Annotated in this window: 19 protein-coding genes; 11 read left to right on the forward strand and 8 right to left on the reverse strand. The window is 74.4% G+C overall.

What is annotated here, in order from left to right; all coding sequences use genetic code 11:
- Positions 1 to 64: 64 nt before the first annotated feature.
- Positions 65 to 1,162 carry an epoxide hydrolase family protein gene (locus tag GA0070609_RS08440; RefSeq protein WP_197700331.1) on the reverse strand — a complete coding sequence of 366 codons (1,098 nt, stop codon included), beginning with the start codon at positions 1,160 to 1,162 and terminating at the stop codon, positions 65 to 67.
- A 71-nt stretch (positions 1,163 to 1,233) separates the two neighbouring features.
- On the opposite strand from GA0070609_RS08440, the gene GA0070609_RS08445 reads away from it, so the two are divergent.
- On the forward strand, positions 1,234 to 2,241 hold the full coding sequence (locus GA0070609_RS08445) for a helix-turn-helix transcriptional regulator (RefSeq protein WP_088993298.1): 1,008 nt from the start codon (positions 1,234 to 1,236) through the stop codon (positions 2,239 to 2,241).
- A 28-nt stretch (positions 2,242 to 2,269) separates the two neighbouring features.
- Entirely contained in the window at positions 2,270 to 3,613 is a 1,344-nt protein-coding gene (locus GA0070609_RS08450; protein ID WP_088993299.1) for an MFS transporter, read from the forward strand.
- A 153-nt stretch (positions 3,614 to 3,766) separates the two neighbouring features.
- On the opposite strand, the gene GA0070609_RS08455 is transcribed toward GA0070609_RS08450, so the two are convergent.
- Entirely contained in the window at positions 3,767 to 5,029 is a 1,263-nt protein-coding gene (locus tag GA0070609_RS08455) for an ROK family transcriptional regulator (RefSeq protein WP_088993300.1), read from the reverse strand.
- Between the two features lie 225 nt (positions 5,030 to 5,254).
- Between GA0070609_RS08455 and GA0070609_RS08460 the strand changes: the two genes are divergently transcribed.
- Positions 5,255 to 7,729 (forward strand): low temperature requirement protein A, encoded by a 2,475-nt coding sequence (locus GA0070609_RS08460; RefSeq protein WP_172899310.1) that lies wholly within the window; start codon positions 5,255 to 5,257, stop codon positions 7,727 to 7,729.
- Positions 7,730 to 7,783: 54 nt separating this feature from the next.
- Here the strand turns inward: GA0070609_RS08460 and GA0070609_RS08465 are convergent, their stop codons facing one another.
- From GA0070609_RS08465 to GA0070609_RS08475, 3 genes are all read right to left on the reverse strand, one after another.
- Entirely contained in the window at positions 7,784 to 8,170 is a 387-nt protein-coding gene (locus GA0070609_RS08465) for a DUF2267 domain-containing protein (protein WP_088993302.1), read from the reverse strand.
- Positions 8,171 to 8,267: 97 nt separating this feature from the next.
- On the reverse strand, positions 8,268 to 8,609 hold the full coding sequence (locus tag GA0070609_RS08470) for an MmcQ/YjbR family DNA-binding protein (protein WP_088993303.1): 342 nt from the start codon (positions 8,607 to 8,609) through the stop codon (positions 8,268 to 8,270).
- A 149-nt stretch (positions 8,610 to 8,758) separates the two neighbouring features.
- Positions 8,759 to 10,198 (reverse strand): nitroreductase family protein, encoded by a 1,440-nt coding sequence (locus GA0070609_RS08475; RefSeq protein ID WP_231928583.1) that lies wholly within the window; start codon positions 10,196 to 10,198, stop codon positions 8,759 to 8,761.
- 127 nt (positions 10,199 to 10,325) lie between these two features.
- On the opposite strand from GA0070609_RS08475, the gene GA0070609_RS08480 reads away from it, so the two are divergent.
- The 6 genes from GA0070609_RS08480 (at position 10,326) to GA0070609_RS08505 (ending at position 16,747) form a co-directional block, all read left to right on the forward strand.
- Entirely contained in the window at positions 10,326 to 12,779 is a 2,454-nt protein-coding gene (locus GA0070609_RS08480) for a PEP/pyruvate-binding domain-containing protein (protein WP_088993304.1), read from the forward strand.
- A gap of 4 nt (positions 12,780 to 12,783) precedes the next feature.
- Positions 12,784 to 13,371, forward strand: a complete 588-nt coding sequence (locus tag GA0070609_RS08485) for a TetR/AcrR family transcriptional regulator (RefSeq protein ID WP_088993305.1) — start codon at positions 12,784 to 12,786, stop codon at positions 13,369 to 13,371.
- Between the two features lie 321 nt (positions 13,372 to 13,692).
- Complete coding sequence (gene sigJ, locus GA0070609_RS08490) at positions 13,693 to 14,574, forward strand: RNA polymerase sigma factor SigJ (RefSeq protein WP_088993306.1); 882 nt, start codon at positions 13,693 to 13,695, stop codon at positions 14,572 to 14,574.
- Between the two features lie 214 nt (positions 14,575 to 14,788).
- Entirely contained in the window at positions 14,789 to 15,199 is a 411-nt protein-coding gene (locus GA0070609_RS08495) for an RlpA-like double-psi beta-barrel domain-containing protein (RefSeq protein ID WP_088993307.1), read from the forward strand.
- 16 nt (positions 15,200 to 15,215) lie between these two features.
- Positions 15,216 to 15,812 carry a cell wall protein gene (locus GA0070609_RS08500; RefSeq protein ID WP_088993308.1) on the forward strand — a complete coding sequence of 199 codons (597 nt, stop codon included), beginning with the start codon at positions 15,216 to 15,218 and terminating at the stop codon, positions 15,810 to 15,812.
- A gap of 68 nt (positions 15,813 to 15,880) precedes the next feature.
- The gene (locus tag GA0070609_RS08505; RefSeq protein ID WP_197700234.1) at positions 15,881 to 16,747 is read left to right on the forward strand and encodes a MauE/DoxX family redox-associated membrane protein; all 867 of its coding nucleotides are present in this window, start codon (positions 15,881 to 15,883) and stop codon (positions 16,745 to 16,747) included.
- A 96-nt stretch (positions 16,748 to 16,843) separates the two neighbouring features.
- On the opposite strand, the gene GA0070609_RS08510 is transcribed toward GA0070609_RS08505, so the two are convergent.
- Entirely contained in the window at positions 16,844 to 17,416 is a 573-nt protein-coding gene (locus GA0070609_RS08510) for a DoxX family membrane protein (RefSeq protein WP_088993309.1), read from the reverse strand.
- Positions 17,417 to 17,608: 192 nt separating this feature from the next.
- Between GA0070609_RS08510 and GA0070609_RS08515 the strand changes: the two genes are divergently transcribed.
- Positions 17,609 to 18,646, forward strand: a complete 1,038-nt coding sequence (locus GA0070609_RS08515; protein ID WP_231928584.1) for an ornithine cyclodeaminase family protein — start codon at positions 17,609 to 17,611, stop codon at positions 18,644 to 18,646.
- Positions 18,647 to 18,698: 52 nt separating this feature from the next.
- Here GA0070609_RS08515 and GA0070609_RS08520 read toward each other — a convergent pair whose 3' ends face one another.
- Positions 18,699 to 21,653 (reverse strand): hypothetical protein, encoded by a 2,955-nt coding sequence (locus GA0070609_RS08520; protein WP_088993310.1) that lies wholly within the window; start codon positions 21,651 to 21,653, stop codon positions 18,699 to 18,701.
- Between the two features lie 158 nt (positions 21,654 to 21,811).
- Here GA0070609_RS08520 and GA0070609_RS08525 point away from each other — a divergent pair, with 158 nt between their 5' ends.
- Positions 21,812 to 23,026 carry an AfsR/SARP family transcriptional regulator gene (locus tag GA0070609_RS08525; protein WP_088993311.1) on the forward strand — a complete coding sequence of 405 codons (1,215 nt, stop codon included), beginning with the start codon at positions 21,812 to 21,814 and terminating at the stop codon, positions 23,024 to 23,026.
- A gap of 86 nt (positions 23,027 to 23,112) precedes the next feature.
- On the opposite strand, the gene GA0070609_RS08530 is transcribed toward GA0070609_RS08525, so the two are convergent.
- A complete protein-coding gene (locus tag GA0070609_RS08530) occupies positions 23,113 to 24,594 on the reverse strand; it encodes a S1 family peptidase (RefSeq protein WP_172899311.1) in 1,482 nt (493 codons plus the stop codon).
- Between the last annotated feature and the right edge of the window lie 138 nt (positions 24,595 to 24,732).

The raw sequence follows: 24,732 nt of genomic DNA on the forward strand, positions 1-24,732 counted from the left end.
CGGGCCTGCGGAGCCGGCCACCGGCGGGGTGGCCGTGGTCGACCCCCCGGGCCGGCGGAGCCGGCTAGCGCAGGCCGTCGAAGAACGTCCGGACGTCGTCGGCCAGCAGGTCGGGCGCCTCCAGCGCGGCGAAGTGGCCGCCGCGGTCGTACTCGGCCCAGTGCGTCACGTTCTCGGTCCGCTCGGCCAGCCGGCGGATCGCGACGTCGTTGGGGAACACGGCGATCCCGGTCGGCACCGTGCCGCGCGGGCCGCCCCAGTCAGCGACCTCGTGGAACGTCTCGTAGTACTGGTTGGCCGAGGACCGGGCGGTGGCGGTGAACCAGTAGATCGCCACGTTGGCCAGGATGCGGTCCCGCGCCACGGCCTGCTCGGGCAGGTCCGCCGCCGGATCGGTCCACTCCTTGAACTTCTCCACGATCCAGGCGAGCTGCCCGACCGGGGAGTCCGTCAGCGCGTACGACAGGGTCTGCGGGCGGGTGCCCTGGATGTGCATGTAGCCCATCATGTCGTCGTTGAAGCGCTGGAACAGCGCCAGCCGCCGCTGTTCCGCCTCGGTCAGCCCGGTCAACTCCCCCTGCGGGAAGGTGACGAACGCGTTGGCGTGCACCCCGATGACCTGCTCCGGCGCGACCCGCCCGACCTGCGGCCCGATGAACGCCCCGATGTCGCCGCCCTGCACGCCGTACCGCTGGTAGCCGAGCCGGGCCATCAGGCCGGCGAAGGCGCGGGCGGTGTGCGCGTGGGTCCAGCCGGACGCCGCCGGGGCCGGCGAGAAGCCGTGCCCGGGCACCGACGGGATGACCAGGTGGAACCGGTCGCTCAGTAGGCCGATCACGTCGAGGAACTCGACGACCGTGCCGGGCCAGCCGTGGATGAGCAGCAGCGGCACGGCCGCCGGGTCGGTGGAGCGGATGTGCAGGAAGTGCAGCCGCTGCCCGTCCACGTCGGCGACGAACTGCGGGTACCGGTTCAGCTCGGCCTCCTGCTTGCGCCAGTCGAAGCCGTCCCGCCAGTAGCCGGCCAGTTCCTGGAGGTAGCCCACGGGCACGCCGCGCTCCCAGCCGACCCCCGGCAGCTCGTCCGGCCAGCGGGTCGCGGACAGCCGGCGGTGCAGGTCGTCGAGGTCGGCCTCGGGGATCTCGATGCGGAAGCTCGTCATCTCGGTCATGACTCGACGCTATCGACCCTTGAGGACAGATCTTGTCCTCGATGTCTGCGAGACTCTGGCGAATGTGGGAGACCTCCGGTCGCTTGCTGCGGCTGCTGTCGCTGTTGCAGAACCGGCGCGACTGGTCCGGTGCCGCCCTGGCGGAGCGGCTCGGGGTCACCGTGCGGACGGTGCGCCGCGACGTGGACCGGCTGCGCGGCCTCGGCTACCCGGTGCACGCCACCCCCGGGGTGGCCGGCGGCTACCGGCTCGGCGTCGGTGCGGCCCTGCCGCCGCTGCTGCTCGACGACGACGAGGCGGTCGCCGTCGCGGTCGGGCTGCGCACCGCCGCCGGCGGCACCGTCGCCGGCATCGAGGAGACGTCGGTACGCGCCCTGGCCAAGCTGGAACAGATGCTGCCGCCCCGGCTGCGGCACCGGGTCGGCGCGCTGGACGCGATGACGGTGCCGCTGACCGGATCGGGCCCCACCGTGCCGTCCGAGGTGCTCACCGCGGTGGCGCTGGCCTGTCGTGACCACCAGCGGCTGCGGTTCGACTACCGGTCGCGCGGCGGCGAGCCGGGCGTCCGTACCGTCGAGCCGCACCGGCTGGTGCACACCGGCCGGCGCTGGTACCTGGTTGCCTGGGACGTGGAGCGGGCCGACTGGCGTACCTTCCGGGTCGACCGGATGATGCCCCGGATCCCCACCGGCCCCCGTTTCACGCCCCGCGAGCCACCGGCGGACGTCGCCCGGTACGCCTCCCAGGGGATCGCCACGGACGCGTACCGCTACCGCGGCCAATTCCTGCTCCGAGTGCCGCTGGCCGAGGCCGCCGCGGTGATCACCCCCACCTCCGGGGTGCTGGAGCCGGTCGACGCGCACTCGTGTCTGTTGAGCACCGGCGGCAACAACCTCCGTACGATGATCATCTGGGTGGCCGTCCTCGGCTTCGAGTTCGAGGTCCTCGACCCGCCGGAACTCGTCGCCCACGCGGCCGAGGTCGGCGCGCGACTCACCCGGGCGGCGGCAGCCCGGCGCTGTCCCACCGGCGGGCTGGGCGAAACCGCCCAGCCCGGAGGGTTGAGCTGAAGTCCGGTTCAGGTTCGATGATCATCGGGTGACCAGCACACGACCGCCCGCCCCGGCTCGGGGCCTCCGTTCCACCGCCGGCACCGGATACCTGGCCGGGCTCTTCGTCGACGCCCTCGGCTCGGGGCTCTACCTGCCGCTCACGGTGCTCTTCTTCCACCAGGTGACCCGGTTGCCGGTGACGAGCATCGGCCTCGGCCTCACCCTCGCGGCGATCGCCGGCGTGGCCGCCAATCCGGTGGCGGGCGTGCTCGCCGACCGGTTCGGGGCACGGCACGTCGTCATCGCCAGCTACCTCGCGAGGGCGGTGGGATTCGCCTGCTATCCGCTGGTCGACGGCTTCACCGCGTTCGTCGCCGTCGCCGCACTGGTCGCCGTCGGGGACCGGAGCTACTACGCCGCCAACAGCGCGTACGTCGCGGACCTGGCGGAGGGGGCCGCCCGGGACCGGCTCTACGCGCTGGTCCGCACCGCGCGCAACGTCGGCTTCGGGCTCGGTGGGCTGTTCACCGCGGCGGCGGTGGAGTTCGTCGGAACATCCGGGTACCACCTGATCGCCGTCGGCAACGCGGCGAGCTTCCTTCTCGCGGCGGCGCTGCTCGCCGGCACCGCACGGGGCACGGGAGGGGGTCGCCGTGCCGACCCGCCGCACGCCGACCCGCCGAGCCTGCTCGGCATGTTCGCCGGTTACCGCCGCGTCCTCACCGACCGGCCGTACCGGCGGCTGGTCCTGGCCGAGCTGGCGTTCACCGTCGCCCACCAGATCTTCCCGCTCGCCGTACCCGTCTACGCCGCGATGGTGCTGGACGCGCCGGCCGGTCTGCTGGGCGTGCTGTTCACCGTCAACGCCGTCCTCGTCGGCGCCGGTCAACTGGCGGTGCTGCGGTGGCAGCGCACCGTACGCCGGACCCACGCCATGGCCTTCGCGGGCGTGGTCTTCATCGCTGCGTTCGGGGCCTTCGCGCTCGCCGCCCGGCTGCCCGCCGGGGTCGGCGTGGCGGTCGGGCTGCTGGCCGCGACGCTGCTGTTCACCCTCGGGGAACTGCTGCACACCGCACCGTCGGCGTCGCTCGGTGCCGGCGCGGCACCGCCGTCGCACCGGGGCCGCTACCTCGCGGTCTACCAGCTCACCTGGGCGGTCTCGGCGATCCTCGCGCCGGCCGGGGTCACCGGCCTGGTCAGTGCGAACCCGCAACTGCTCTGGCTGGCCGCGGCCGGCATCGTCGCGGTGGCCAGCCTGACCCTGCTCCGGCTCGCCCCCCGCCTACCCGTCGACGCGGTCTGGCCGGAGCCGGTCGGGGACGGCGGGCGACGCGGTGCGGGGTCAGGCGTCCAGGCCCTGGTCGGTGGCGGCCGACCGGCTCGCCGGTAGCACCAGCTCCCCGCCGTCGACCCGCTCGACGTCGACGAACCCGGCCTGCCGGTAGCCGGCCAGCACGGCGGGCTCGTCGCCCCACGACTCCAGCTCCGCCGGCCCGGGGCCGAGCAGGGCGCAGGCCGCGGCGAGCAGGCGGGCGTAGTGCCCCTAGCCGGCAGGGTGGGTCACCGGCGGCGCGGCGGCCGGGGAGGAGCCGGGCCGGGCCCCGGCCAGTGGATCGGCCAGCAGCGCGGCGAAGGCCAGCTCCGCCGCACCGACCAGCGTCGCGTCGTCGCCCAGGGTCGAGACGGAGAGCTGCACCCGCTCCCGGGAGACCGGCAGCACGTTCTCCGCGATCCGCGCGCGGACCTGGGCGGCCGACCCGCGGTACACGTCGCGCAGCATGCCGCCGAAGACCACCAGGCCGGGGTTGAACAGGTTGATCAGGTTCGCCACGCCGATGCCCAGCCAGTCGCCGATCCGCCGCAGCGCGTCCCGCGCCGCCGGGTCGCCGTGGTCGGCGGCGTCCACCACTGCCCGTACCGCCTCGCGACCGATCAACCCCGCCGGCCGGTCGGCCGCGTCCAGCAGGGCACGCTCGCCGACCTCGGCCTCCAGGCAGCCGCGCGAGCCGCACCCGCAGGGCCGCCCGTCGTACGGGTTCACCATCATGTGCCCGAGTTCGGCGCCGTACCCGGCGTCGCCGTCGAGGAGTTCGCCGTCGACGATGATCCCGCCCCCGACGCCGACGTCCCCGTGCAGGTAGATCAGGTTGCGGACGCCAACCCCGGCCCCGCGCTGGTGTTCCGCCATGGCGCCCAGGTGGGCCTCGTTACCGACCAGCACGGGCAGGTCGAGGCCGAGCCGGCGGCCGAGTTCGGCGCCGAAGGCCTGGTCCACCCAGCCCATGTCCGGTCCGAACCGGACCATCCCGTCCGAGGGCCGGATCATCCCGCAGTAGGACGCCCCGACGCCGACGCAGACCGAGTCCGGCGGTGTGCCGTCCCGCAACTCGCGGCCGAGCTCGGCCAGCACGCCGACGACGACGTCCAGGTCGGCACCGGCCCGGGACCGGACGGCATCGCGTCGGTCGATGATCGTCCCACCCAGCCCCACCCGGGCCGCGGCCAACCGGTCCACCGCCACGTCGAAGGCGAGCACGTGAACCCGCTCGGACTCCGGCCGGACCACCACCGACGGCCGGCCCGCCCGGCCGGTCGACGACAATCCGGACTCCCGGACCAGCCCCGCCGCCGCCAGGTCCGCGGTGAGCGCCATGATCGTGCTGCGGTTCAGCCCGGTACGCGTGCCGAGCGCGGCGCGGGACAGCGGGCCGTGCAGGTGCACGTGGCGGAGCAGGGCACCGAGGTTGCGCCGACGGATCTCCTCTGGAGCGCGTCCGTCGTCCCGCGTCATCCGGCTCTTGAGCATCACGAGAACCCTGGTCGGCTGGTGGAAACCTACCCGCAAAGATACGCGTCCCGTAAAGCGTTGACGACGGCCCGACCCGGACGGTCGACCGGTGCGCCACGGCCCGCTACCGGTCGGTACGACGGACCGGGGCCCCGCGTCACCGCCCGGCGGACCGGCGGCCGAGCCGCGGACCCGGTTGCCGGATCGCCTGTCCGTTCCGGCGGCCCTTGGCAGAGTGAGGGGGTGGCGGACAAGGGGCCGAAGGTGGCGGCTGGCCGGATCCAGCTGGTGGGGGAGTCCAGCGCGGTCAGCCGGCTGGAGCTCTTCCTCGACCTGATCTTCGTCTTCGCGTTCGTCACCGTGACCGCCATGGCCGCCGCCGACCTGACCGTGGCGAACCTGCTGCACGCCGGGGTGCTGCTGGTCCTGCTCTGGTCCTGCTGGCTGTCGTACGCCTGGGTCGGCAACGCGGTCCGGGTGGACCGCGGCGTCATGCCGGTGGCCATGTTCGGCCTGGCGGCGATCGTCCTGGTGATGGGCGCGAACCTGCAGGAGGCGTTCGCCGACAAGCCGGGCGGCCTGCCCGGGCCGCTGCTCTTCGTGATCTGCTACCTGGTCATCCGGTCCAGCACGCTGCTGATCCTGACGATCGTCACCCGGTCGACGCCCGACCACCGCCCCGGGCTCGCGCAACTGTGGCTACCCCTGTTCGCCGCGGCGGTGGTGCTGCTGGCCGCGGCGCTGCTGCCCCGGCCGCTCGGCGAGGGCAGCGTGGCGGGGGAGTGGGCCCGGTTCGGCCTGCTGCTGCTCGCCCTCGTGGTCGAGTACGGCGGCTCGATGGCGTTGCGGCTGACCTCGTGGCCGATCTCCTCGGTGAAGCACTGGACGGAGCGGTTCCACCTGATCATCCTGGTGGCCTTCGGCGAGATCATCATCTCCGCCGGCATGGGTCAGGGCGTCGGCACCGGCACCCCGGTCAGCTGGGGGGTGGTCAGCGGCGCGGTGCTCAGCATGCTGCTGGTGGGCGTGCTCTGGTGGACGTACTTCGACATCGCCCGGTTCGGCGCGGAGGACGCGCTGGAGCGGGCGTCGGGCCGGACCCGCGCGCTGCTCGCCCGGGACGCGTACACCTTCCTGCACCTGCCGATGATCGCCGGACTGATCCTGCTCTCCCTCGGGCTCAAGCACACCTTCAACGGCCTCGCCTTCAAGTCGATACAGCACGAGTCCGGGCTCGGCCTGTTCGCCCTGTACGGCGGGGTGGCGCTGTACCTGGTCGGCCTGATCGCGTTCGAGCGCCGGTCGATGGGCCTGCTCGGTCGCGGGCCGATCACCGGCGTCGCCCTGGTGCTCGTGCTGGCCCCGGTGGCGGCGCACCTGCCGGTGGTGCTCGGTCTGGGGCTGCTGGCCGCGGCCGTGGTCAGCCTGGTGATGCTGGACCGCACCGTCTTCCGGGTCCGGCACCGGGCGCTGCACGGGGCGATCGAACCGGTCACCGAGCGGTTCAGCGGCGTCACCCCGAAGGAGCTCTTCCTCGACCTGGTCTACGTCTTCGCCTTCATCCAGGTGACCGAACTGATGACCGCGGTACCCAACGCGCGCGGGCTGTTCGAGGGGGTGGTGGTGCTGGCCCTGCTCTGGTGGTCGTGGTCCTGCTACGCCTGGCTGGGCAGCGCGTTCCGGACGGAGAACGCGGTCGCCCGGGCGATGCTGCTCGGTGCCGCGGCGAGCATCCTGGTCATCGCCATCACAGTGCCCGTGGTCTTCGCCGACCTGCCCGGCGGACTGTCCGGACCGGTGGTCTTCGTGACCGCGTACGGCGTGGTACGGGCGCTGAACCTCGTCGCCTTCTGGATGATCACCCGGCGCGACCGGGCCTTCCGGGGCCAGTTGGTGCGCCTAGCGGTGCCGGCCGCCGTGGTGCTCGCGCTGCTCTACGCCGCTGCCGCCGTGCCGCAGACGTCGACCGACCCCGACGCCTTCCAGCCGGTCCGCTCGGCGCTCTGGGTCGCCGCCGTCGTGGTCGACTTCGGCAGCGGTTACCTGCTGAACGCCCGGCACTGGCTGGTCCGCTCCGCGGAACACTGGGCCGACCGGTTCGGGCTGATCATCCTGGTCGCGCTGGGCGGCGCGATCGTCTCGACCGGCCTGTCGGTCACCAACCGGGCGGTCTCCACCATGATGGTCCTCGCCACGGTACTCGGACTGGTGCTGATCGCGACGCTGTGGTGGGCGTACTTCGACGTCGACGCCACCATGGGGCAGCGCCGGGTGCAGAGCCTGAGCGACGGGCAGCGCAGCCGGCTGGCGCTCGAGGCGTACACCTACGCGCACCTGGTGATGATCATCGGAATCGTGCTGGTCGCGCTCGGGCTTCGCAAGACGGTGGCGGAGGTCGAGCGGTTCCACGGTCCGGTCGGGTGGGACATGCCCCTGCTCACCCTCTTCGGCGGCGTGATCCTCTTCCTGCTCGGCGACAAGCTCTTCTGGTGGCGCATCACGCAGCGGATCCGCCCCCTGCGGGTGGTCGCGATCCTCACGCTGATCGCGCTGACGGCGGTGTGCACCCGGGTGTCCCGGCTGGCCGGGCTGGCGGTCCTCGCCGCCGCGCTGACCGCCTTCGCGCTGGCTGAGACGATCAGCACCCGCCAGGTGCGCCGGGCCATCCGCGAGCCGCTGGTGCCCGAGTCGGCCACGCCGCCTCTCCGCAAGCACTGACCCGTGGCGTGGTTGCGCGGCGCGCGGCGCCGGTCAGCCCCGGGGCAGCGCTTGTCAGGGGGTGCGGGGCACCGGTTGGGCCAGGGCCCGCAGATCGGCCGGCAGCTGCGCCAGCGCCTCCTCGAACTCGGCGTGCCCGACCACCCGGTGCAGCGTCTGCAGGACGGCCCGCACGCCGGCCTCGGCGACGTCGGGCGCCACGTCGGCCCGCTCCGCCACCCGCCGCAGGAACTCGTCGTGCCCGAACGCCTCCGGATCCTCGGTGCCCTTGATCAGCAGCGGACGCAGCTCGGCCGCCACATGGTCGGCCAGGTCGGCCGCCTCGCCACCGCTGATCCGCTCGGTGAGGGTGCGCAGGGTGGCCTCGGTGAGGGATCGCGCCGTCTCCGGCGGGACGTTCGCCCGCGCGGCCACCTTGTCGAAGAACTTCAGCTCAGCCATGCGCCGTCCTTCCCGTGCCGGAGACCGTGGCTACCCGCGCCGACCGGCGGCAAACGGCCGCCGCTCGACCGTCGCTCGGCCGCCCGTCCGCCCGTGCTCAGTCGCCGAGCCGCTGCCGGGCCAGGAACTTCGGCACCACCATCCGCCACGCCTCCGTCACCAGCTCGGTCATCTGGTCGTGGTCGAGCCGTTCCGGGTGGCAGCACACCCAGTTGAACCGCAGATCGGCCGCGCCGGGCAGGAAGAACACCTCCGGCTCGGCGGCGACGAGGCCGTCCCGCTGCTCCTTCGGGTAGCCGAAGCCCATCGTCCGCTCGTCGCGGGAGAAGGCCACGTAGACGATCGCGCCCACCCGGAACTTGATCCGGTCGCGGATCACGTGTTCGGTGGTGCGGGGCAGCGTCCGGGCCAGCGCGCGGACGTCGGCGACGGTCACCATGGCGTCACGGTAGCGACGCCCTCCGACAGTCGATCACCGTCGTCGACCTGGCGACCGCCGCGGGCGCCGTCGCCGGCCGGCCGCGGGGCGGCACCCGGCGGCTCGGGGCGCTCCGGGGACCGCCGGGGGCCGGGACGTCCCGCCCGCGATCAGGAGCGGCGGAGGCGGGGCACGACTGGGCGGATCTCCACCGGTGCGCCCGGCCGGCCCCCGGCGCGGGAGCGGTACCCGGGGACGCCGACGCAGGTGAAGAGCAGCGCCGCGAGCTCGTCCGGCTCGGCCAGCAGGCCGGGCACCTCCGAGTCGATGAAGGTCATCCCGGACGCCCCCGCGCCCAGGGCGTACGCGGCCAGGTGCAGTCGGCCCTCGACCAGCCCGGCGGCGAGTTGGGCGTCCCGGTAGCCACGGTCGTCCAGCGTCGCCAGCGGCACGGCCGCGATGACCACGTACGCCGCGTCGCCGGCGAGCGACTGGTCCAGGCAGATCCGCAGCAGCTCGACGCGCAGGTTGCCGGCGCGCACCGGGCGGGACAGGTCGGGCCACCGGTACAGGCCGGGTGCCAGGTCGTCGACGCCGTGCACGGCGACCCAGTGCGGCACCGGCACCCCGCGCAGGGCCGCGGCCAGCGGCCATTCCAGCGCGGTGCGGGGCAGCGTGCGGGAACGATCCATCCGCCGCTGCGAGCCGCGCCGGCGTACCACCTCGTCCAGCGTGTCGGACGGCGGGAAGTCCGGCAGCGGGTCCGCCTGCGGCCACGGCTGCCCGAGGTCGGTCCGGTCGCCCGCGCGCTGCGCGGCGGTGCAGAGGGGCAGCTCGATCGGCGGCAGGTCGCCCGGGGTGGCCGGGCCGGCGGGTCCGATCGCCGGCTCACCGTCGCCGAGGGAGAGCAGGGCGAGCGGGTACTCGTGCACCCCGTCCGCGCCGACCAGGGCCCGGACCGCGGCGTCTGGGAAGCGGGACCGCAGCCGGGCCGGGAGGCCGGCGCTCGCGGCGGCCGCCGACAGCTGGGACAGCAGCGTGCCGGCGTCCCAGTAGAGGTGCCGCCAGCCCCGCTCGGCGTAGCGCCATCCGGTCCGCCACGGCACGCCGGTCACGACGAGCGTGGTCACCGCGCCGGCGGCGGCGGGGGCGACCTGGACCAGCGCGTGCCGGGCCGGGTCGTACCAGTGCACGCCGTCCGGGATTCCGGTGACGCCACGGGTGCTCGCGTACACCTCCAGCGGGAAGCGGGCGCCCGCCGACCCGGCGGCCCGGTAGAAGATCGGCCGACCGTCGCGCCGGGCGGTGCGCACCACCCCGGCGCCGAGGAAGAGCACCCGCCCGAGCTGCGCCGCGTCGAGCGGGCGCGCCGGGCCGGTGACGCCGGCGAGAACGGCCGTCGCGGGTACGCCCGGGTCGGGCAGGTCCCGCGGCAGCGCCACGACGGGAAGCGCGTCCGGGTAGCCCTTCATCGGCGGAGGCAGGGTCGCGGGATCGTTCGGGACGAGATCCTGGCGCACCCGCGGGTCGTCCGCCGGCACGTTCCACTCGCGGCTCGGCAGGTACGAGGTCAGCCGGTGCAGCAGGCCGGCGCCGGAGTCGAGATCCACCCGGCCATCCTGCCAGCCGAGCCGACGCCGGGACGGGCTCGGTGCGGACGTCGGTTTCGCATTGCAGTCGCATCGTGAAACGGGTAGGTTCTTTCGCAATGCAACTGCATTGTAAAGAGGTGTTGGCATGTGGGTGATCCCGCTCACCGAGGTGACCGGCGAGATGGTCGACCTGGTCGGTGGCAAGGCAGCCGGGATCGGCGAGCTGATCCGCGCTGGTGAGCGCGTGCCCGCCGGCTTCTGCGTCACCACCGCCGCCCACGACCGGGGCGCCGTCCCGGAGGCCGAGGTCGCGCGGGCGTACGAGCTGCTCGGTGGCGGGCTGGTCGCGGTGCGCTCCAGCGCCACCGCGGAGGATCTGCCGGACGCCAGCTTCGCCGGCCAGCAGGACACCCGGCTCGGCGTCACCGGGCTGCCCGACCTGCTGGCCGCGATCCGCGCCTGCTGGGACTCGCTGCACCACCCGCGCGCCGTCGCCTACCGCGACGCCCACCAGATCGACCATGGGTCGGTGCGGATGGCCGTCGTCGTGCAGCGGATGGTCGATCCGGCCGCCGCCGGGGTGCTGTTCACCGCCAACCCGCTCACCGGCTGCCGCACCGAGACGGTGGTGGAGGCCGCCCCCGGCCTCGGCACCGCCGTGGTGGACGGCGCCACCGAGGTCGACCGGTACGTCCTCGACGACGCGCCGCCCGCCGCCGGGGGTCCGCTGACCGCCGCGCAGCTGACCGAGCTGCGCGCGACCGGCCGTCGGCTCCAGCAGCACTTCGGCGTCCCGCAGGACGTCGAGTGGGCGTACGACCACGACGGCGTGCTCTGGCTGCTGCAGTCCCGCCCGATCACCACGCTGTTCCCGCTCCCGCCGGACACCGGCAAGCCCACCCCCCGCGTCTACCTGGAGTTCGGTCACGTCCAGGGCATGCTCCAGCCGGCCACCCCGATGGGCATGTCCAGCCTGAAGACGCTGGTCGCCGGGATGCTGGCCGCGTTCGGACTGACCGTCGAGGTCACCGACATCGGCGGGCGACTCTACGGCGACCTCACCGACCTGGTCCGCGACCGGACCACCCGCAAGCGGCTGGTCAAGCTGATGGCGGTGGACTTCGGCCCGCGCGCGCAGGCCGTGGTGGAGCACCTGCTCGCCGACCCGCGGTTCGCCCCGCAGCCGGGCGCCGGTGCCCGCCGGGCCCGCTCCGGTCCGGCCCTGCGGACCGGCCTGCGCGCCGTCGCGGGGGTCACCCGCTCGTTGGCCCGGCCGGACGCCGCCCGGGAACGGCTGTTCCGGGAGGTCGAGCAGCTCAGGCTCCGCTCGGCCGCGCCCGCCGGGCTGGCCACCGCCGCCGAGCGGCTGGAGTTCGTCCGGGCCCAGGACCCCTCGGCCGGCACCGACGACATCGTCTGGCCGATCGTCGCCGGCATGCTCGCCGCGGCGCTGCCGCCCACGCTGCTCGACGGCGTGGCCAGCCGCGACGAGATCAACACCGTGCTCGCCGGCATGCCCCACAACGTCACCCTCGACATGGACTTGGCGCTGTGGCGGCTGAGCCAGCGCGCCGGTGACCACCGTGACCTGCTGCTCAGCACGCCGCCGCCGGAGTTGGTCGCCCGCTACCGGCGGGGGACGCTGCCCGACGTCGGGCTGGCGGACTTCCTGGACCGCTACGGCCACCGCGCGGTCGCCGAAGTGGACCTCGGCGTGCCCCGGTGGGACGAGGACCCCACGCCGGTCTTCGCCATGCTCGCCAACTATCTGCGGGTCACCGACCCCGAGCAGGCGCCCGACCGGCGCTACGCCCGCGCCGCGGCGATCGCCGAGGCGACCCTGGCGGACCTACTCGCGCGGGCCCGCCGCCGCCGGCCGGTCCGCGGCCGGCTCGCCGGGTTCCTGCTGCGCCGGGCGCGGTCGCTGGCCGGGCTGCGCGAGGCCGGCAAGTTCGCCGGCCTGTACCGGCTGCGCGAGATGCGCCGGCAACTGCTGCTGATCGGCGCCGACCTGGCCGGGCGCGGGTTGCTGGCGCAGCCGGGCGACGTCATGTTCCTGACCCTGGACGAGACGCACGCGGCCGTGCACGACGGGGCCGACCACCGGGCGACGGTGGCCGCCCGGCAGGCGGTGCACCGGCGGGAACTGCGCCGGCGCACGGTTCCGGTGGCGGTGCTCTCCGACGGCACCGACGTCGAGGCCGTCCTGCCCGCCCGGCCCGCCCCGGACGGCGCGCTGCGCGGCGTGGGAGCAGCCGCCGGCCGGGCCACCGGACCGGCCCGGGTGGTCCACGACCCCGCCACCGCGCGCCTCGAACCCGGCGAGGTCCTGGTCGCGCCGACCACCGACCCCGGCTGGACACCGCTGTTCCTCACCGCCGCCGCGCTCGTCACCGAGACCGGCGCGGTGATGGCCCACGGCCCGACCGTGGCCCGCGAGTACGGCATCCCCGCCGTGATCTGCGTGCCCGACGCCACCCGCCGGATCCGCACCGGGCAACTGGTCACGGTGGACGCCGCGGCCGGGACGGTGACCATCGAGGACCCCGGCGCCGCGCCGACGGCCGGTCACCGGTCCGATCGCGCCGTGACAGCATGACGCCATGCCGAAGAGGGTCGACCGTCACGAGCGGCGCACGCTCATCGCCGACGCGTTGATGCGGGTCGCCGCCCGGCAGGGACTGGAGGCGGTGAGCCTGCGCCATGTGGCCACCGAGGCCGGCGTCTCGCCCGGCCTGGTGCAGCACTACTTCCGCACCAAGGACGAGATGATGGCCTTCGCCATGGGCGTGGTCCGGGACCGCAGCCAGGCCCGGATCACCGACGCGGTCAGCCGGCTGGGCGAGGATCCGCCACCCCGGCAACTGCTCCGGGCCATGATCACCGCGCTGCTGCCGTTGACCGAGGAGTCGCGCGCCGACGGGCGGGTCGCGCTGGCGTTCCTGGCCTACACCGCGGTACGTCCGGAGGCCAACGCCGGCACCCGCGAGGAGACCGGGCAACTGGTGGACTTCGTCGCCGGTCTCCTGCCGGCGTCCCGCCGGGACGCGGCGGCCGGGGTGCTGGCCCTGATGGAGGGGCTGGGCCTCTACCTGCTCGGCGGCCAGTACAGCGCGGAGCGGGCGCTGGCCGCGCTGGACACCCACCTCGACAGCCTCTACGGCCCGGCGGACGGGCCAGCGGGCCGCTGACCCCGACCCCCAGGTCGTTCGAGTACCACCCGGAGCGGTTCGCGGCGGCCGGCTGGCTCCGCCCGCCGCCCCAGCCGGCTCGCCCCGGGCGGCTCGCCTCAGGCGGCCCGACTGTACCGTTCCTGGCCCAGGTCGACCTCGGCTTCGGCGTCGGCGGCATGGAGCGGGTGGCCGTCTTCCCGCTGCTCGCCTGGACCGTCGGGGTCGCGCTCCGGGTGCTGGCCGCGCGCCGGCACCGACCGGAATCCGCCCCGCCGGTCACATCGGCCGGCCGCGGCGGGTCAACCGGGTAGGGACCTCGGCGAGGAAGGCGTGTGACAGGTGGACGAGCGCGAGTGGCTGACTGAGCGGTTCGAGGAGCACCGGAGCCGGCTGCGGGCGGTGGCGTACCGGATGCTCGGTTCGGTCAGTGAGGCCGACGACGCCGTCCAGGAGGCCTGGTTGCGGGTCAGCCGCGCCGACGCCGGCGGCGTGGAGAACCCGGCCGGTTGGCTGACCACGGTGGTGGCCCGGGTGTGCCTGAACATGCTGCGCTCGCGCGGGTCGCGGCGGGAGGAGCCGTTCGACGTACGGGTGCCGGACCCGGTCATCAGCCCGGACTCCGGCCTGGACCCGGAACACCAGGCGGTGCTGGCCGACTCGGTCGGGTTGGCGCTGCTGGTGGTGCTGGAGACGCTGACCCCGGCCGAGCGCCTCGCGTTCGTGCTGCACGACATGTTCGCGGTGCCCTTCGAGGAGATCGCGCCGATGGTCGACCGGTCACCGGCCGCGGCCCGGCAACTGGCCAGCCGCGCCCGCCGCCGGGTACGCGGGCAGGCGCCGGCGCCCGACGCCGACCTCGCCCGCCAGCGGAGGGTGGTCGACGCGTTCTTCGCCGCCGCCCGCGACGGCGACTTCGACGCGCTGGTCGCGGTGCTGCACCCGGAGGTCGTGCTGCGCTCCGACGGTGGGTCGGCCCGCCCGCGCCACACCGTGGTCGTCACCGGCGCCCGGGCGGTCGCCGGGCAGGCGGTCACCTTCGGGCGACTCTCCCCGTTCGCCCGCCCGGCGCTGGTCAACGGGACGGCCGGGGTCGTGGTGGTGGCCGACGGCCGGCCGCTGTCGGTGATGGGCTTCACCGTCACCGACGGCCGGATCGTCGCCATCGACGTGCTCGCCGACCCGGACCGGCTGGCCGCGCTCGACCTGACCGTGGCCGACTGACCGGGGCCGCCGCAAGGGCGGCGGCGCCGGGACGGCGGCTGGGATCGGTTCCGGTCGGGCCGGCGTCGCCGCGGCTCACCGGCTCGCGTCGTCGGTCTCCGCGCCTGTAGGAAAGCTTCCATCCTCCCGTTGACTTCGGTGATTTGTGACACAACAATCAGCGTCTATATAGACCCTGATCGTTTTCGATCACGTTCCTGGAGGGGAGGTACCCATGGCAGCTCTGCAAGGTGAGGTGTCCTGGTTCTGCTGCGGCAGCGCCTGGGGTCCCTGCGGCACGGCCGGCGGTGGCGCCTGCGGCACCTGCAGATCCGGCAACTACCAGCACGCCTGGCCGAACACCTCGGACGCGTGCCTGGCCATCACCCGCCCGCACGCCTGCGGGATCACCGGGATGAGTCGCCGCGGTTGCGGCTTCCGGCACTACACCACCAACCTGTGCAACGGCGCCCGGATCGGCACCACGATCGCCGACTGCGGACCGCAGACCGACCTGTTCTGCGGCGAGCGCACCTGCTGCGGCTCGGCCTGCGGCAGCAACCGGGTGATCGACCTGACGCCCGCGGCGTACAGCGCGATCGCCAGTCTCTCCACCGGGCTGCGGCCCTGCTCGGTCACCACCTGAACGGGAGGGCACCACCATGGACCAGACCCTGGACCGTCGGCGGCTGCTCGCCACCGCCGCGCTCGGCGGCGTGGTCGGCGCCACCGCGCTCGGCTCGCTCGCCCCGGAGGCCGCCTTCGCCGCCGAGGCCGCCGCCGTCGAGCCCGGCGCGCCGGACCCGAACTTCGCCGAGGGCCGGATCAGCAAGATCTCCGGCAGCATGCTGCTGGTCACCGGCTCGGACACCGTGCTGCACTCGATCCGGATCACCGACGGCACGAGCATCTGGAAGCTGCACCCGACCACCTTCGACCGGGTGTCCGTCGGCGACGGGCTGTACGCCCGCGGCGTCCGGCTGCCGGACGGCACGCTCGCCGCCGACTCGGTGTGGGTCAACATCGTCAACCTGCACGGGCACATCGCGGCGGTCGGCCGCAACGTGCTGCACCTCGACCACAAGGGCCAGCGCATCCTCGCGCACGTGGTGCCCGGCCGGTCGGCGGCGGTCTACAACGGCACCCCGGCGATCAGCGACATGTCGCTGCTGCGGGTCGGCCGGCACGTCCAGGTGCTCGGCGCCTGGCACCCGGACACCAACGAGATCGACATCGCCACCGTCTACGCCGCCGCCTGACGCGCGGCGCCCCGGGCGGCACCGGTTCGCCCGGGGCGCCGCCGCCGGACCGTTCGAGGGGAGAACCCATGATCGAAATGATCGCGGCGCTGCAACCACTGCTCGTTGGTGCGGTGCTGATCTGGTCCGCCCGCGTCAAGCTGGTCAGCCGGCACGCCGCCGCCGCGGCCCACCGGTCGGCGCTCGTCCGGCTGGTCGGTCAGCGCCGGGCGTTGCCGGCGTACCGGCTGCTCGGCGGCGTCGAGCTGACCCTCGGCGGGCTGCTCCTGCTGCCACCCGTTCTGCGGCTGGAGGCGGTCGCCGCGACCGTGCTGGCCGCGGGCTTCCTCGCGTACCTCGGCTACGCCCGCCGGGCCGCGCCAACCTCGTCCTGCGGGTGCCTGAGCGCCCGGCCGACCCCGGTCTCCGGTCGCAGCCTGGCCCGGGCCGGGCTGCTGGTGGCCGCCGGCGGTCTGGCCGTGCTGGCCGCCACCGGCTGGCCGGACGCGCTCGGCGGCCGGCCGGTGGCCGGCGGCGCGGTGCTGATCGCCGAACTGGCGGCGGTGGTGGCGCTCTCGCCCGAGCTCGACCGGGCCTGGCTGCTGCCGCTGCGCCGGGTGCGCGCCCGGCTGACCCACCCGCTGCGCGGCGGCTCCGGTGTACCGCTGCTCGCCACCGTTCAGCAGCTCCAGCTCAGCGACGCCTACCGCCGGGTGGCGGCGCTGCTCCGCTCGGACGTCCGGGAGCACTGGGACGTCGGCGAGTGGCGCTTCGTCGCACACGCCGCGCGCTACCAGGGCCGCCCGGTGACCGCGGTGTTCGCCGTGCCGCTGGCCGACCCGGAGCCCGAGGCGGTCCGGGTCGCCCTGGTCGACGACGCCACCGGGCACACCCTGCTCAGCCTGGCCGGCACCGCGCCGCCCACCAGTGGCCGGCTCGCCGTCGTGCCGGTGTGACAGCCGACCGCCCCGTCCGCCGGGTCACCGGCGGACGGGGCCTGGCACGCCGCGAGGGCGGCACCCGGTGTGGGCGCCGCCCTCGTGGGCCGGTGGTCACTTCAGGAAGGGCAGCCGCCGCACGATCCGCAGTCGGCTCCAGTACCGGCCGAGGCCGAGGGTGTTGCCGGCGGCGGTGAGGGCGAGGACCCCGAGGACGCCGGCGTAGATGAGGTGGTCGTCCATGAAGGGGTTGTTCGCCGGGGGCAGGACGGCCGTCCACATCATGACCAGGAGCAGCGCGCCGGCTGCGGCGGCGATCCGGATGCCGATGCCGAGCATCAGGGCGGTGCCGATGGCGGCGAGACCGATCATGAAGAGCCAGTCGGCCCAGGCGGCGCCGGCGAACGCGCGGTAGAAGTCGGCGAACGGTCCGGCGACCGCGTTGCCGAGGAAGCCCTTGGTGGGGCTGCCGCCGTTGATCCAGGCCTTGGCGCTCTCGGTCGAGTGGCCGAGCCCGAACAGCTTGTCGAGGAAGGCCCAGAGGAAGGTCCAGCCGAGGGCGAGGCGCAGGCCGGCGAGCGTGTACCGGGTCGCCCTCTCCCGCGTGGTCTCGGCCGGGACGGCGACCGCCCGGTGGGCGGTGCTGGCGGTGCGGTTGACGGTCGGGCGCTCTGCGATGGCGGTCATGGCGCCTGCTCCTCTCACTTCTTGGCTACGACTTCATTCCACCGGTTCCGGCCGGGCGCGAGCAGTGCCGGCGGACCACAGTCGACGGGACCTTCGCCCCCCGCCTGGGGGGACCTTCCGCCGGCCGGCTGCCCGCCGTGACCGGGTACTAGCCTCGGGCTGTCCCGCCCGCCGCCCACCCCGGAGCCGCCCGTGACCGAGTTCGCCGCGCCGACCGCCGCCACCTTCGCCGGGATGCGCCTCATCGGCGCGGCCGACGTCGCGCGGACGCCGATCCGGGCCGCGGTCGACGCCCTGGAGACCGCCCTCGTCGAGGGCCTCGACCCGGAGCGGCAGCCGCCCCGCTCACGGCTGGCCACCGCGACCGGCGAACTGCTGGTCATGCCGGCCACCCGGGACGGCCACACCGGCTGCAAGCTGCTCACCAGTACTCCGGACAACCCCGGCCGCGGCCGGCCGCTGATCCAGGGGGCGTTCCTGCTCTTCGCCGGCCCGGAGCAACGCCCGGTGGCGCTCGTCGACGGCGCCGGGCTGACGAACCTGCGTACGCCGGCGATGTCCGCGCTCGCGGTGCGGCACCTGCTGCCGCCCACCGCCGCCGGGCCGTTGCGGCTCACCGTGTTCGGGGCCGGCCCGCAGGCGCTCGGCCACGCCGAGGCGCTGCTCGCGCTGCACGACGTCGGCGCGGTGACCGTGGTGGCCCGGCCCGGCCCGCGGCGGGACCGGCTCGCCGCCCGACTCGCCGGCACGGGCGTCGCGGTCGACGCCCGCGACCCGGGCTCGGCCGCCGACGCGGTGGCCCGGGCGGACGTGATCTGCTGCTGCACCAGCGCGGCCATCCCGCTCTTCGACGGGGCCCTGGTGCGGGCCGACGCGGTGGTCGTGGCGATCGGCTCGCACTCGCCGCACGCCCGCGAGGTCGACGACACGCTCGTCGCCCGCTCGCAGGTCGTCGTGGAGTCCCGGGCCAGCACGCTGCGCGAGGCGGGTGACGTGGTCATCCCGCTGGCCGCCGGGGTGCTTCGGAAGGACGAGCTGATTCCGCTGCACCACCTGGTGGCCGGGCGCGACCGGCTACCGGACGGCGGGCCACGGCTGTTCAAGGGAACCGGCATGCCGTGGCAGGACCTGGTCGTCGCCGTCGAGGTCCACCGCACCCAACTGGCCGCGGACGCGGCGACCGCGCCGGCCGGCCCGACGGACGGCGACCCGCCGGCCGAGCCCGGCTGACCGGCGGTGTCGCGCCGGGCCCGGAGGCGGGCCCGGCGCGACACGCGGTCCGTCAGCCGAGGACGAACCGGAAGAACCGGGGGCGGTAGATCCCCGGGTCACGGTAGTGGTCGCCGTCCGGGGAGATGCGGGTGTCCATGCTGTTCACGTTGTACGACGCGAGGAACGTGTCACCCGAACTCAGCGACGCGTGCACGTGCGCGTTGTACGAGATGACGTTCGGGTTCCAGTAGCTGCCGTACGGTCCTGGTTCCGGCATCCGGTAGACCGGGGTCTTCTGGGTGAACGGGCCGAACGGCGAGCAGGACGTCCAGGCGTTGATCTGGCCGCTGAACGCCTCGGTGCTGTCCTGGCTGAGCAGCAGGAACTGGTTGCGCCACGGGGTGACGCTGTACTCGTTCGCGATGCCGGTGAGCAGGTTGCGAGAGCTCTGCTCCCGGAAGGTCCAGCCCCACGGGGTGTGGTACTGCCAGGTGCCGTCGGCCAGGTCGTCGCCGTACACCCGGGCGATGCGCATCTGCTTGTTGATCGGCGAGTCGTCGACCCCGTAGATGTAGGTGAAACCGTCCATGCTGCGGCTGGCCGGCAGCAGCGCCGAACCCCACGCCACCCCGCTCGCCGAGGGCAGTTCCCGCACGCTGACCGGTTCGCGCAGGTTGGACAGGGCGAAGTTCGCCACCACGTTGCGGTTGAACCGCCAGTCCCAGGCGCCCGAGCCGAACCGCTCGTACTCCTGGTAGACCACCTGGAGTTGGCCGTCGGAGAGGTGGCCGTCACCGACCCAGTACCACTTGCCCGGGCCCGAGGGCGGCATCAGCGGCTGCGGCGACCCGGCGGTGCCGCCGTGGTAGGTGGTCAGGCTGCCCCCGTTCTGCACCACGAACGTGTTGTTCACCAGCGGCGCGCTGAGCGGCCGGGTGCCGTCGGCGTTGAGCGGCCCCATCCAGGTGTCGGAGAAGAGCCAGACGATCCGCCCGTCCGGCAGCTTGACCGAGTACGTGGAGTCGCCGCCGGTCCAGCCGTCCGGGGTGCTGGCCGCGTACCGGTTGAAGGTGCCCTCCGGCTCGACGTTGATCTCCACGCTCTGCACCGAGAGCGGACGCAGTGTGCACGAGCGGGGTTTGAGCGGCAGCGTGGTCTCGACGTAGGTGCTGAACGTCTTCGGGCTGTCCGCCGCGTCGGCGGAGTGGATGTCCAGCTCGGTCCAGGTGGAGACCAGGGTGGCCACCATCGGGTACGTGAAGTCCGGCACGGTGATCAGGCCGCCCGCGTCCGGGTAGCGCACGGTCTGGATGCTCGGGTACTCCGTCCCACCGCCGCCGGCACGCGACCAGATGACCACCGCGGAGCTGCGGTTGGCGTCCTTGGTGACGTCGACCAGCAGCGTCGAGCAGTACCCACAGCTCGAGTCGCCGGAGTTCTTCACCGCCCAGAAGTCGTGGTAGACGGCACCGCCCTTGCGCAGGATGTCCTGGTACTCCACGTGGGTGCCGGCCGGGGTCGAGTGCTTCTTGCGGGCCGGGCGCGCGCTGCCCAGGCCGTCGTCGCTCGTCCCGGTCTCGCCGCTGAGGTTGATCCGCCACAGCGTGGCGGCGTCCGGGTCGGTGTAGCCGTAGTTGCGCCACGCGTCCGGGTGCGGTGCCGGGGCCGCGTTCGCCTTGGTCAGCCGGTAGTTGGCGATGTGGTAGCCGAGCAGCATGTCCGTGAAGTTGAGCCCGTAGCCGCTGGCGGTGTGCCGGATCGCCTCGATCGGCAGGTGGTCGTGGTCGCGGACGCTCTCCCAGGTGCGCCGTACGAAGTTCGGGTCGGTCTGCTCGGTCAGGTAGCTGGGCAGCAGGAACGCCCCGTACTGCGGACCGCCGCCCAGCCCGCCCCACGAGTTGAGCGCCGCGCCCGGCTTGCTCAGCACGTCGTAGACGTTGCGGGCGTACATCTTCTCCTCGCCGGGGATGGGATAGAACGGCTCGCGGACGTAGGTCTGGTGGGTGGCCCACTCGGCGGTGGCCTCCATCCACCAGTTCATCGAGCCGAACTCCTTGCCCCCGACGAAGTTGAAGAGGTAGTCGAGGCTGACGTCGCTGCGGTCCCAGTACTGGTACTGCATGACGTGGAACAGTTCGTGCCGCGGCAGGTAGTCCCAGTCGTCTTGGCCGTTCGGCACCAGCATGGTGGCCTGCTGGTTCAGCCCGAACGGCAGCACGAAGGGGGCGTCGATCGGGAAACCGAGGCCGCCGACGATCGGAAGCTCGTCCACGCCGTAGACGAGCACCCACGGCTTGTCCGGCCGGACCGGCAGGGGGTAGCCCATCTCCCGGTACTCGGCGACGGCGATCGACAGGGAGTTGAGCATGTGCTGCACGGCCTTGGCGCGACCGTTGGGGTTGTAGTCCGCCGGGATGCCGGGCTGGCTGCCGGAGGCGATGTTGTAGAGGATGAGGAACTCGCCCGCGCTGGCCCGGCACCGGTAGGTGACGCCCAGGTACTCGTACGGCTCGGCGGCGCAGTCGTCGTAGGCGGCGGCGGTGGTGGGCGCGGCGGTGGGTGCCGCGATGTCCGGAGCGATGGGGCGCGCCACCTCCGGCGGGGCGGTGGCGGCCAGCATGGACAGGTAGGTCAGGTAGCGCTGCGGGTCGCGGATGGCGCCGGTCGGCCGCAGGTGGGCCGGCACCGTCTCCGGTGCGCGCAGCGCGGCCAGCCCGTGCCGGACCGCGTCGTCGCGGGACAGCTTCCCCCGGTGGTACGCCGAGAGGATCTTCTCGCCCGAGCCGAAGTCCGGCGGGGTGGCCTTGGCGCCCGGCTCCCGCGCGGGCGGTGGCACCGCCCGGAACGGCTTGGCCCGGTGGACCGCCGGCGGGGTCGCCTCGGGCTCGGGGGTGGCCGGTGTCCGGGCGGTGCCGACGGTGCGTTCCGTAGCCGGTGCCGGGGGTGCGGCCTGCGCCGCGCCGCCGGTCAGCGCGGCGGCGGCCAGCACGACCGCGGCACTGACCAGGGCCAGGGGTCTTCTCATCTCGTTCCCTCGGGGTAGTGGGCCCGACCGGCTGCCGGTCGGGTGACGCGGCCAGGGCCGGCCGCGGCGGAAGGCTAGCCACGGGCGGTTAATGATCGGCTGGCGTCGCGTCGCACCACTGTGGATGCCTAGAATGCGGCGGTCCTGGGGGAGGCCGTGTGTCACGCAGCGTCGTCGATCTGCACCTGCTCGGCCCCGTCGCGGCGACCCGCGACGGGACCGGTGTGCCGCTGGGACCGCCCAAGCAGCGGGCGGTGCTGGCCGCGCTGGCGATGGAGCCCGGCCGCCTGATACCGACCGCCGACCTGGTCGACGCGGTCTGGGGTGACCGGCCGCCGGCCGCGGCCCGCAAGGCCGTCCAGGTGTACGTCTCGCAGCTGCGCCGCGCGCTGCCCACCGCCGGGCTGCGCGGCTGCCCGCCGGGGTACGTGCTCGACCTCGATCCGGAGCGCGTCGACGTGCACCGGTTCCGCCGGCTCGTCGGCGCCGCCGAGCAGACCGCCGGCGGGGCCGCCCGCGACCTGCTCGGCCAGGCGTTGGCCCTGTGGCGGGGCAGCGTCCCGCTGGCCGGTCTGGGGGAGGACGCCCCGCTGGCGCGGGCCCTGGCCCCGGTCCTGGTCGAGGAGCGGTTGTCGGCGGTGCAGCGGCGGCTCGCCCTGGACCTCGACGCCGGCCACCACCGGGAGGTGGTCGGCGAGCTGGTCGCCCTGACCACCGCGCACCCGATCCGGGAGTCGCTGGTCGGCCTGCTGATGCGGGCGCTGGCGGCCGCCGGTCGACCGGCCGAGGCGGTGGCCGCCTACCGGCGGCTCGACCGCCGGCTGCGCCGCGAACTCGGCGCCGGGCCGGGGGAGGAGCTGCGCCAGCTCCACCACGCGCTGCTGGACGGCGGCGTTGCGGGCGGGCCGCCGGCCAACGCGGTCGCCCCGGCCCCCGAGGTCGAGCGCATCGACGACCGGGAGCTGGTGGCCGGCCGGCTCTGGGCGCTGGCCCGCGACGCCCGGGAGGTGCTGACCGTGCACCGGAAGCCGGTCGGCCCCGGTGAGCTGGCCCGCTACCTGCGGCGACTCCGTCGCGGCGACGCGCGGTGGCGCACCGTCGTGCACCGCAGCGTGCTGTCGAGGGCCGCGCAGCTGGCGTACTCGCTGCGGCTGCACCGGGCCGGCGACCGGCACCGGGTTACCGACCGGCCGGTGCGGCAGATGGTGATCCTGGACCGGCGGATCGCCGTGGTGCCCGCCGCCGCCGGCGCCGAGGCGGGTGCTCTGGTGATCCGCAACCCCGGCGTCGCGGCCACCCTCGCCGACCTCTTCGAGCACACCTGGGCCGCCGCCGTCGACCTCGAACCCGCCGCCCGGGGGCTGCTGCGGTAGCGGGACGGCGGGGTGCGGAGGGAACTCCGCACCCCGCCGTCAGCGGGGACCGGTGCGACCTCCGGCGGTGGTCGCACCGGTCGGGATCACGGGTTGGTGATGCCCATCGAGTAGCTGCCCGAGCCGCTGTAGGCGTGCACCTCGAAGCGGTAGTAGCCGGCGGTGCCGGAGTAGCTCAGCGACTCGTCCGGGCCGGCCGTGTACGACCCGGCCACGTCCACCCAGCTGGCGCCGTTCCACTTCTGCAGGTAGAGGTCGAAGTCGACCCCGGTCGGCCCGTCCAGGCAGCCACGGTGGGTGCCGGAGACAGACGAGTAGTAGTAGCTGCCGTTCGGCTGGTAGCGGCTCTGGCCCGAGGAGATGGAGCCGGTGTAGGTCGCCTCGTAGCCGCTGCAACCGGTGGGCGGCGGCGGCTCACCGCCACCGCTGGTGCGCAGCGTCAGCCCGTACGCGGAGAGGATCTCGTTGACCGGCTGGAAGTAGGTCGTCCCGCCGGTGCTGCAGTTGCCGGAGCCACCGGAGGTGACGCCCTGCGCCTGCTGGCCGGAGAGCCACGAGCCACCCGAGTCGCCGGGCTCCGCGCAGGCGTTGGTGCGGGTCAGGCCGCTGACCGAACCCTCCGCGTAGTTGACCGTCTGGTTCTTGGCCTGGATCGAACCGCACCGCCACCCGGTGGTGGAGCCGGAGCGGCAGATCGCCGCGCCGACCGCCGCCTCGGTGGAGCCGGCCACGGTGACGTTGCCGCCGGAGTAGTTGTTCACCCACGGCTGCGGCGTCCAGTTGGAGTTGGTCTGCACCCAGGCGTAGTCGTTGCCCGGGAAGGACGACCCGCGGAAGGTGCCCTGCGAGACCTGGTTGTAGCCCTGGGTGGCGGTGCCGACGTTGCCGCAGTGGCCGGCGGTGACGAACCCGCCGGTGACCGAGAAGCCGACCGAGCAGCGCCCGCCCATGTAGTAGGCGTCGCCGCCGCGCACATCGTAGTAGGTGCGCGGCGCCTCGGTGGTGGGCACCAGCCGGACGGCGGCGGCGTCGACCCGGCTCGCCCGCACGAACGCGGCGGCCGCGCCGGTGTCCCGGGCGAGCACCACCACCGTGTTGGTGGTGACGTCGACGTACCAGCCGGGGATCGCGGCGGCGGGCGCCTTCGCCGCGTGCCGGTCCAGCGTCGACTTGATCCGGTCGAGGTCCGCGCCGCTGCGGTCGACCAGCTTCGGCCGTGCGCCGGCGGCCCGGACCCGGTCCGCCGCGGTCTGGCTGGTGACTGCCACGACCAGCGCGTCGGCGGTCAGCCAGCCGCCGGCGTACGCGGCGCCGAGCGACCGGCGCAGCGAGGCGTCGGTACGGCTGCCTTTCTCGTCCCGGGCGATGCGGGTGCGGGCCTGGTCGGCGGTCAGGCCGAGGTCCCGCTGCATCGCGGCGAACATCTCCGACGACGCCGTGGCGGGCGGCGCCACGGCGCTCGTGGCGGGGACGTCCGACGGTGCGGCGGCGGCCGGTGCCGCCGCGATGGTGAGGGCGCCGGCGGGCAGCAGGATCGCTGCTGCCGCGGCGGCGAGGCTTCGTCTCATCCGTGGCCTCCTTGAGGGCGGCCGCGGCGCGGGTTCATGGGGGTTGCGCCGCGGACGGGAGCGGTTTCCGGTGCCGACCGCGGCCCGCCCGCCGACCGTGGCGGGCGGCGCGGACGGCGCCGGACGACCCGCCGGCCC

It is taken from the genome of Micromonospora echinaurantiaca, from assembly GCF_900090235.1.
GTDB classification, from domain to species: Bacteria; Actinomycetota; Actinomycetes; order Mycobacteriales; family Micromonosporaceae; genus Micromonospora; species Micromonospora echinaurantiaca.

Coding starts and splice junctions, on each gene's coding strand:
- GA0070609_RS08440 (WP_197700331.1), bottom strand. CDS start 1,162: ATGACGAGCTTCCGCATCGAGATCCCCGAGGCCGACCTCGACGACCTG.
- GA0070609_RS08445 (WP_088993298.1), top strand. CDS start 1,234: ATGTGGGAGACCTCCGGTCGCTTGCTGCGGCTGCTGTCGCTGTTGCAG.
- GA0070609_RS08455 (WP_088993300.1), bottom strand. CDS start 5,029: ATGCTCAAGAGCCGGATGACGCGGGACGACGGACGCGCTCCAGAGGAG.
- GA0070609_RS08465 (WP_088993302.1), bottom strand. CDS start 8,170: ATGGCTGAGCTGAAGTTCTTCGACAAGGTGGCCGCGCGGGCGAACGTC.
- GA0070609_RS08470 (WP_088993303.1), bottom strand. CDS start 8,609: ATGGTGACCGTCGCCGACGTCCGCGCGCTGGCCCGGACGCTGCCCCGC.
- GA0070609_RS08480 (WP_088993304.1), top strand. CDS start 10,326: ATGTGGGTGATCCCGCTCACCGAGGTGACCGGCGAGATGGTCGACCTG.
- GA0070609_RS08485 (WP_088993305.1), top strand. CDS start 12,784: ATGCCGAAGAGGGTCGACCGTCACGAGCGGCGCACGCTCATCGCCGAC.
- GA0070609_RS08495 (WP_088993307.1), top strand. CDS start 14,789: ATGGCAGCTCTGCAAGGTGAGGTGTCCTGGTTCTGCTGCGGCAGCGCC.
- GA0070609_RS08500 (WP_088993308.1), top strand. CDS start 15,216: ATGGACCAGACCCTGGACCGTCGGCGGCTGCTCGCCACCGCCGCGCTC.
- GA0070609_RS08505 (WP_197700234.1), top strand. CDS start 15,881: ATGATCGAAATGATCGCGGCGCTGCAACCACTGCTCGTTGGTGCGGTG.
- GA0070609_RS08510 (WP_088993309.1), bottom strand. CDS start 17,416: ATGACCGCCATCGCAGAGCGCCCGACCGTCAACCGCACCGCCAGCACC.
- GA0070609_RS08520 (WP_088993310.1), bottom strand. CDS start 21,653: ATGAGAAGACCCCTGGCCCTGGTCAGTGCCGCGGTCGTGCTGGCCGCC.
- GA0070609_RS08530 (WP_172899311.1), bottom strand. CDS start 24,594: ATGAGACGAAGCCTCGCCGCCGCGGCAGCAGCGATCCTGCTGCCCGCC.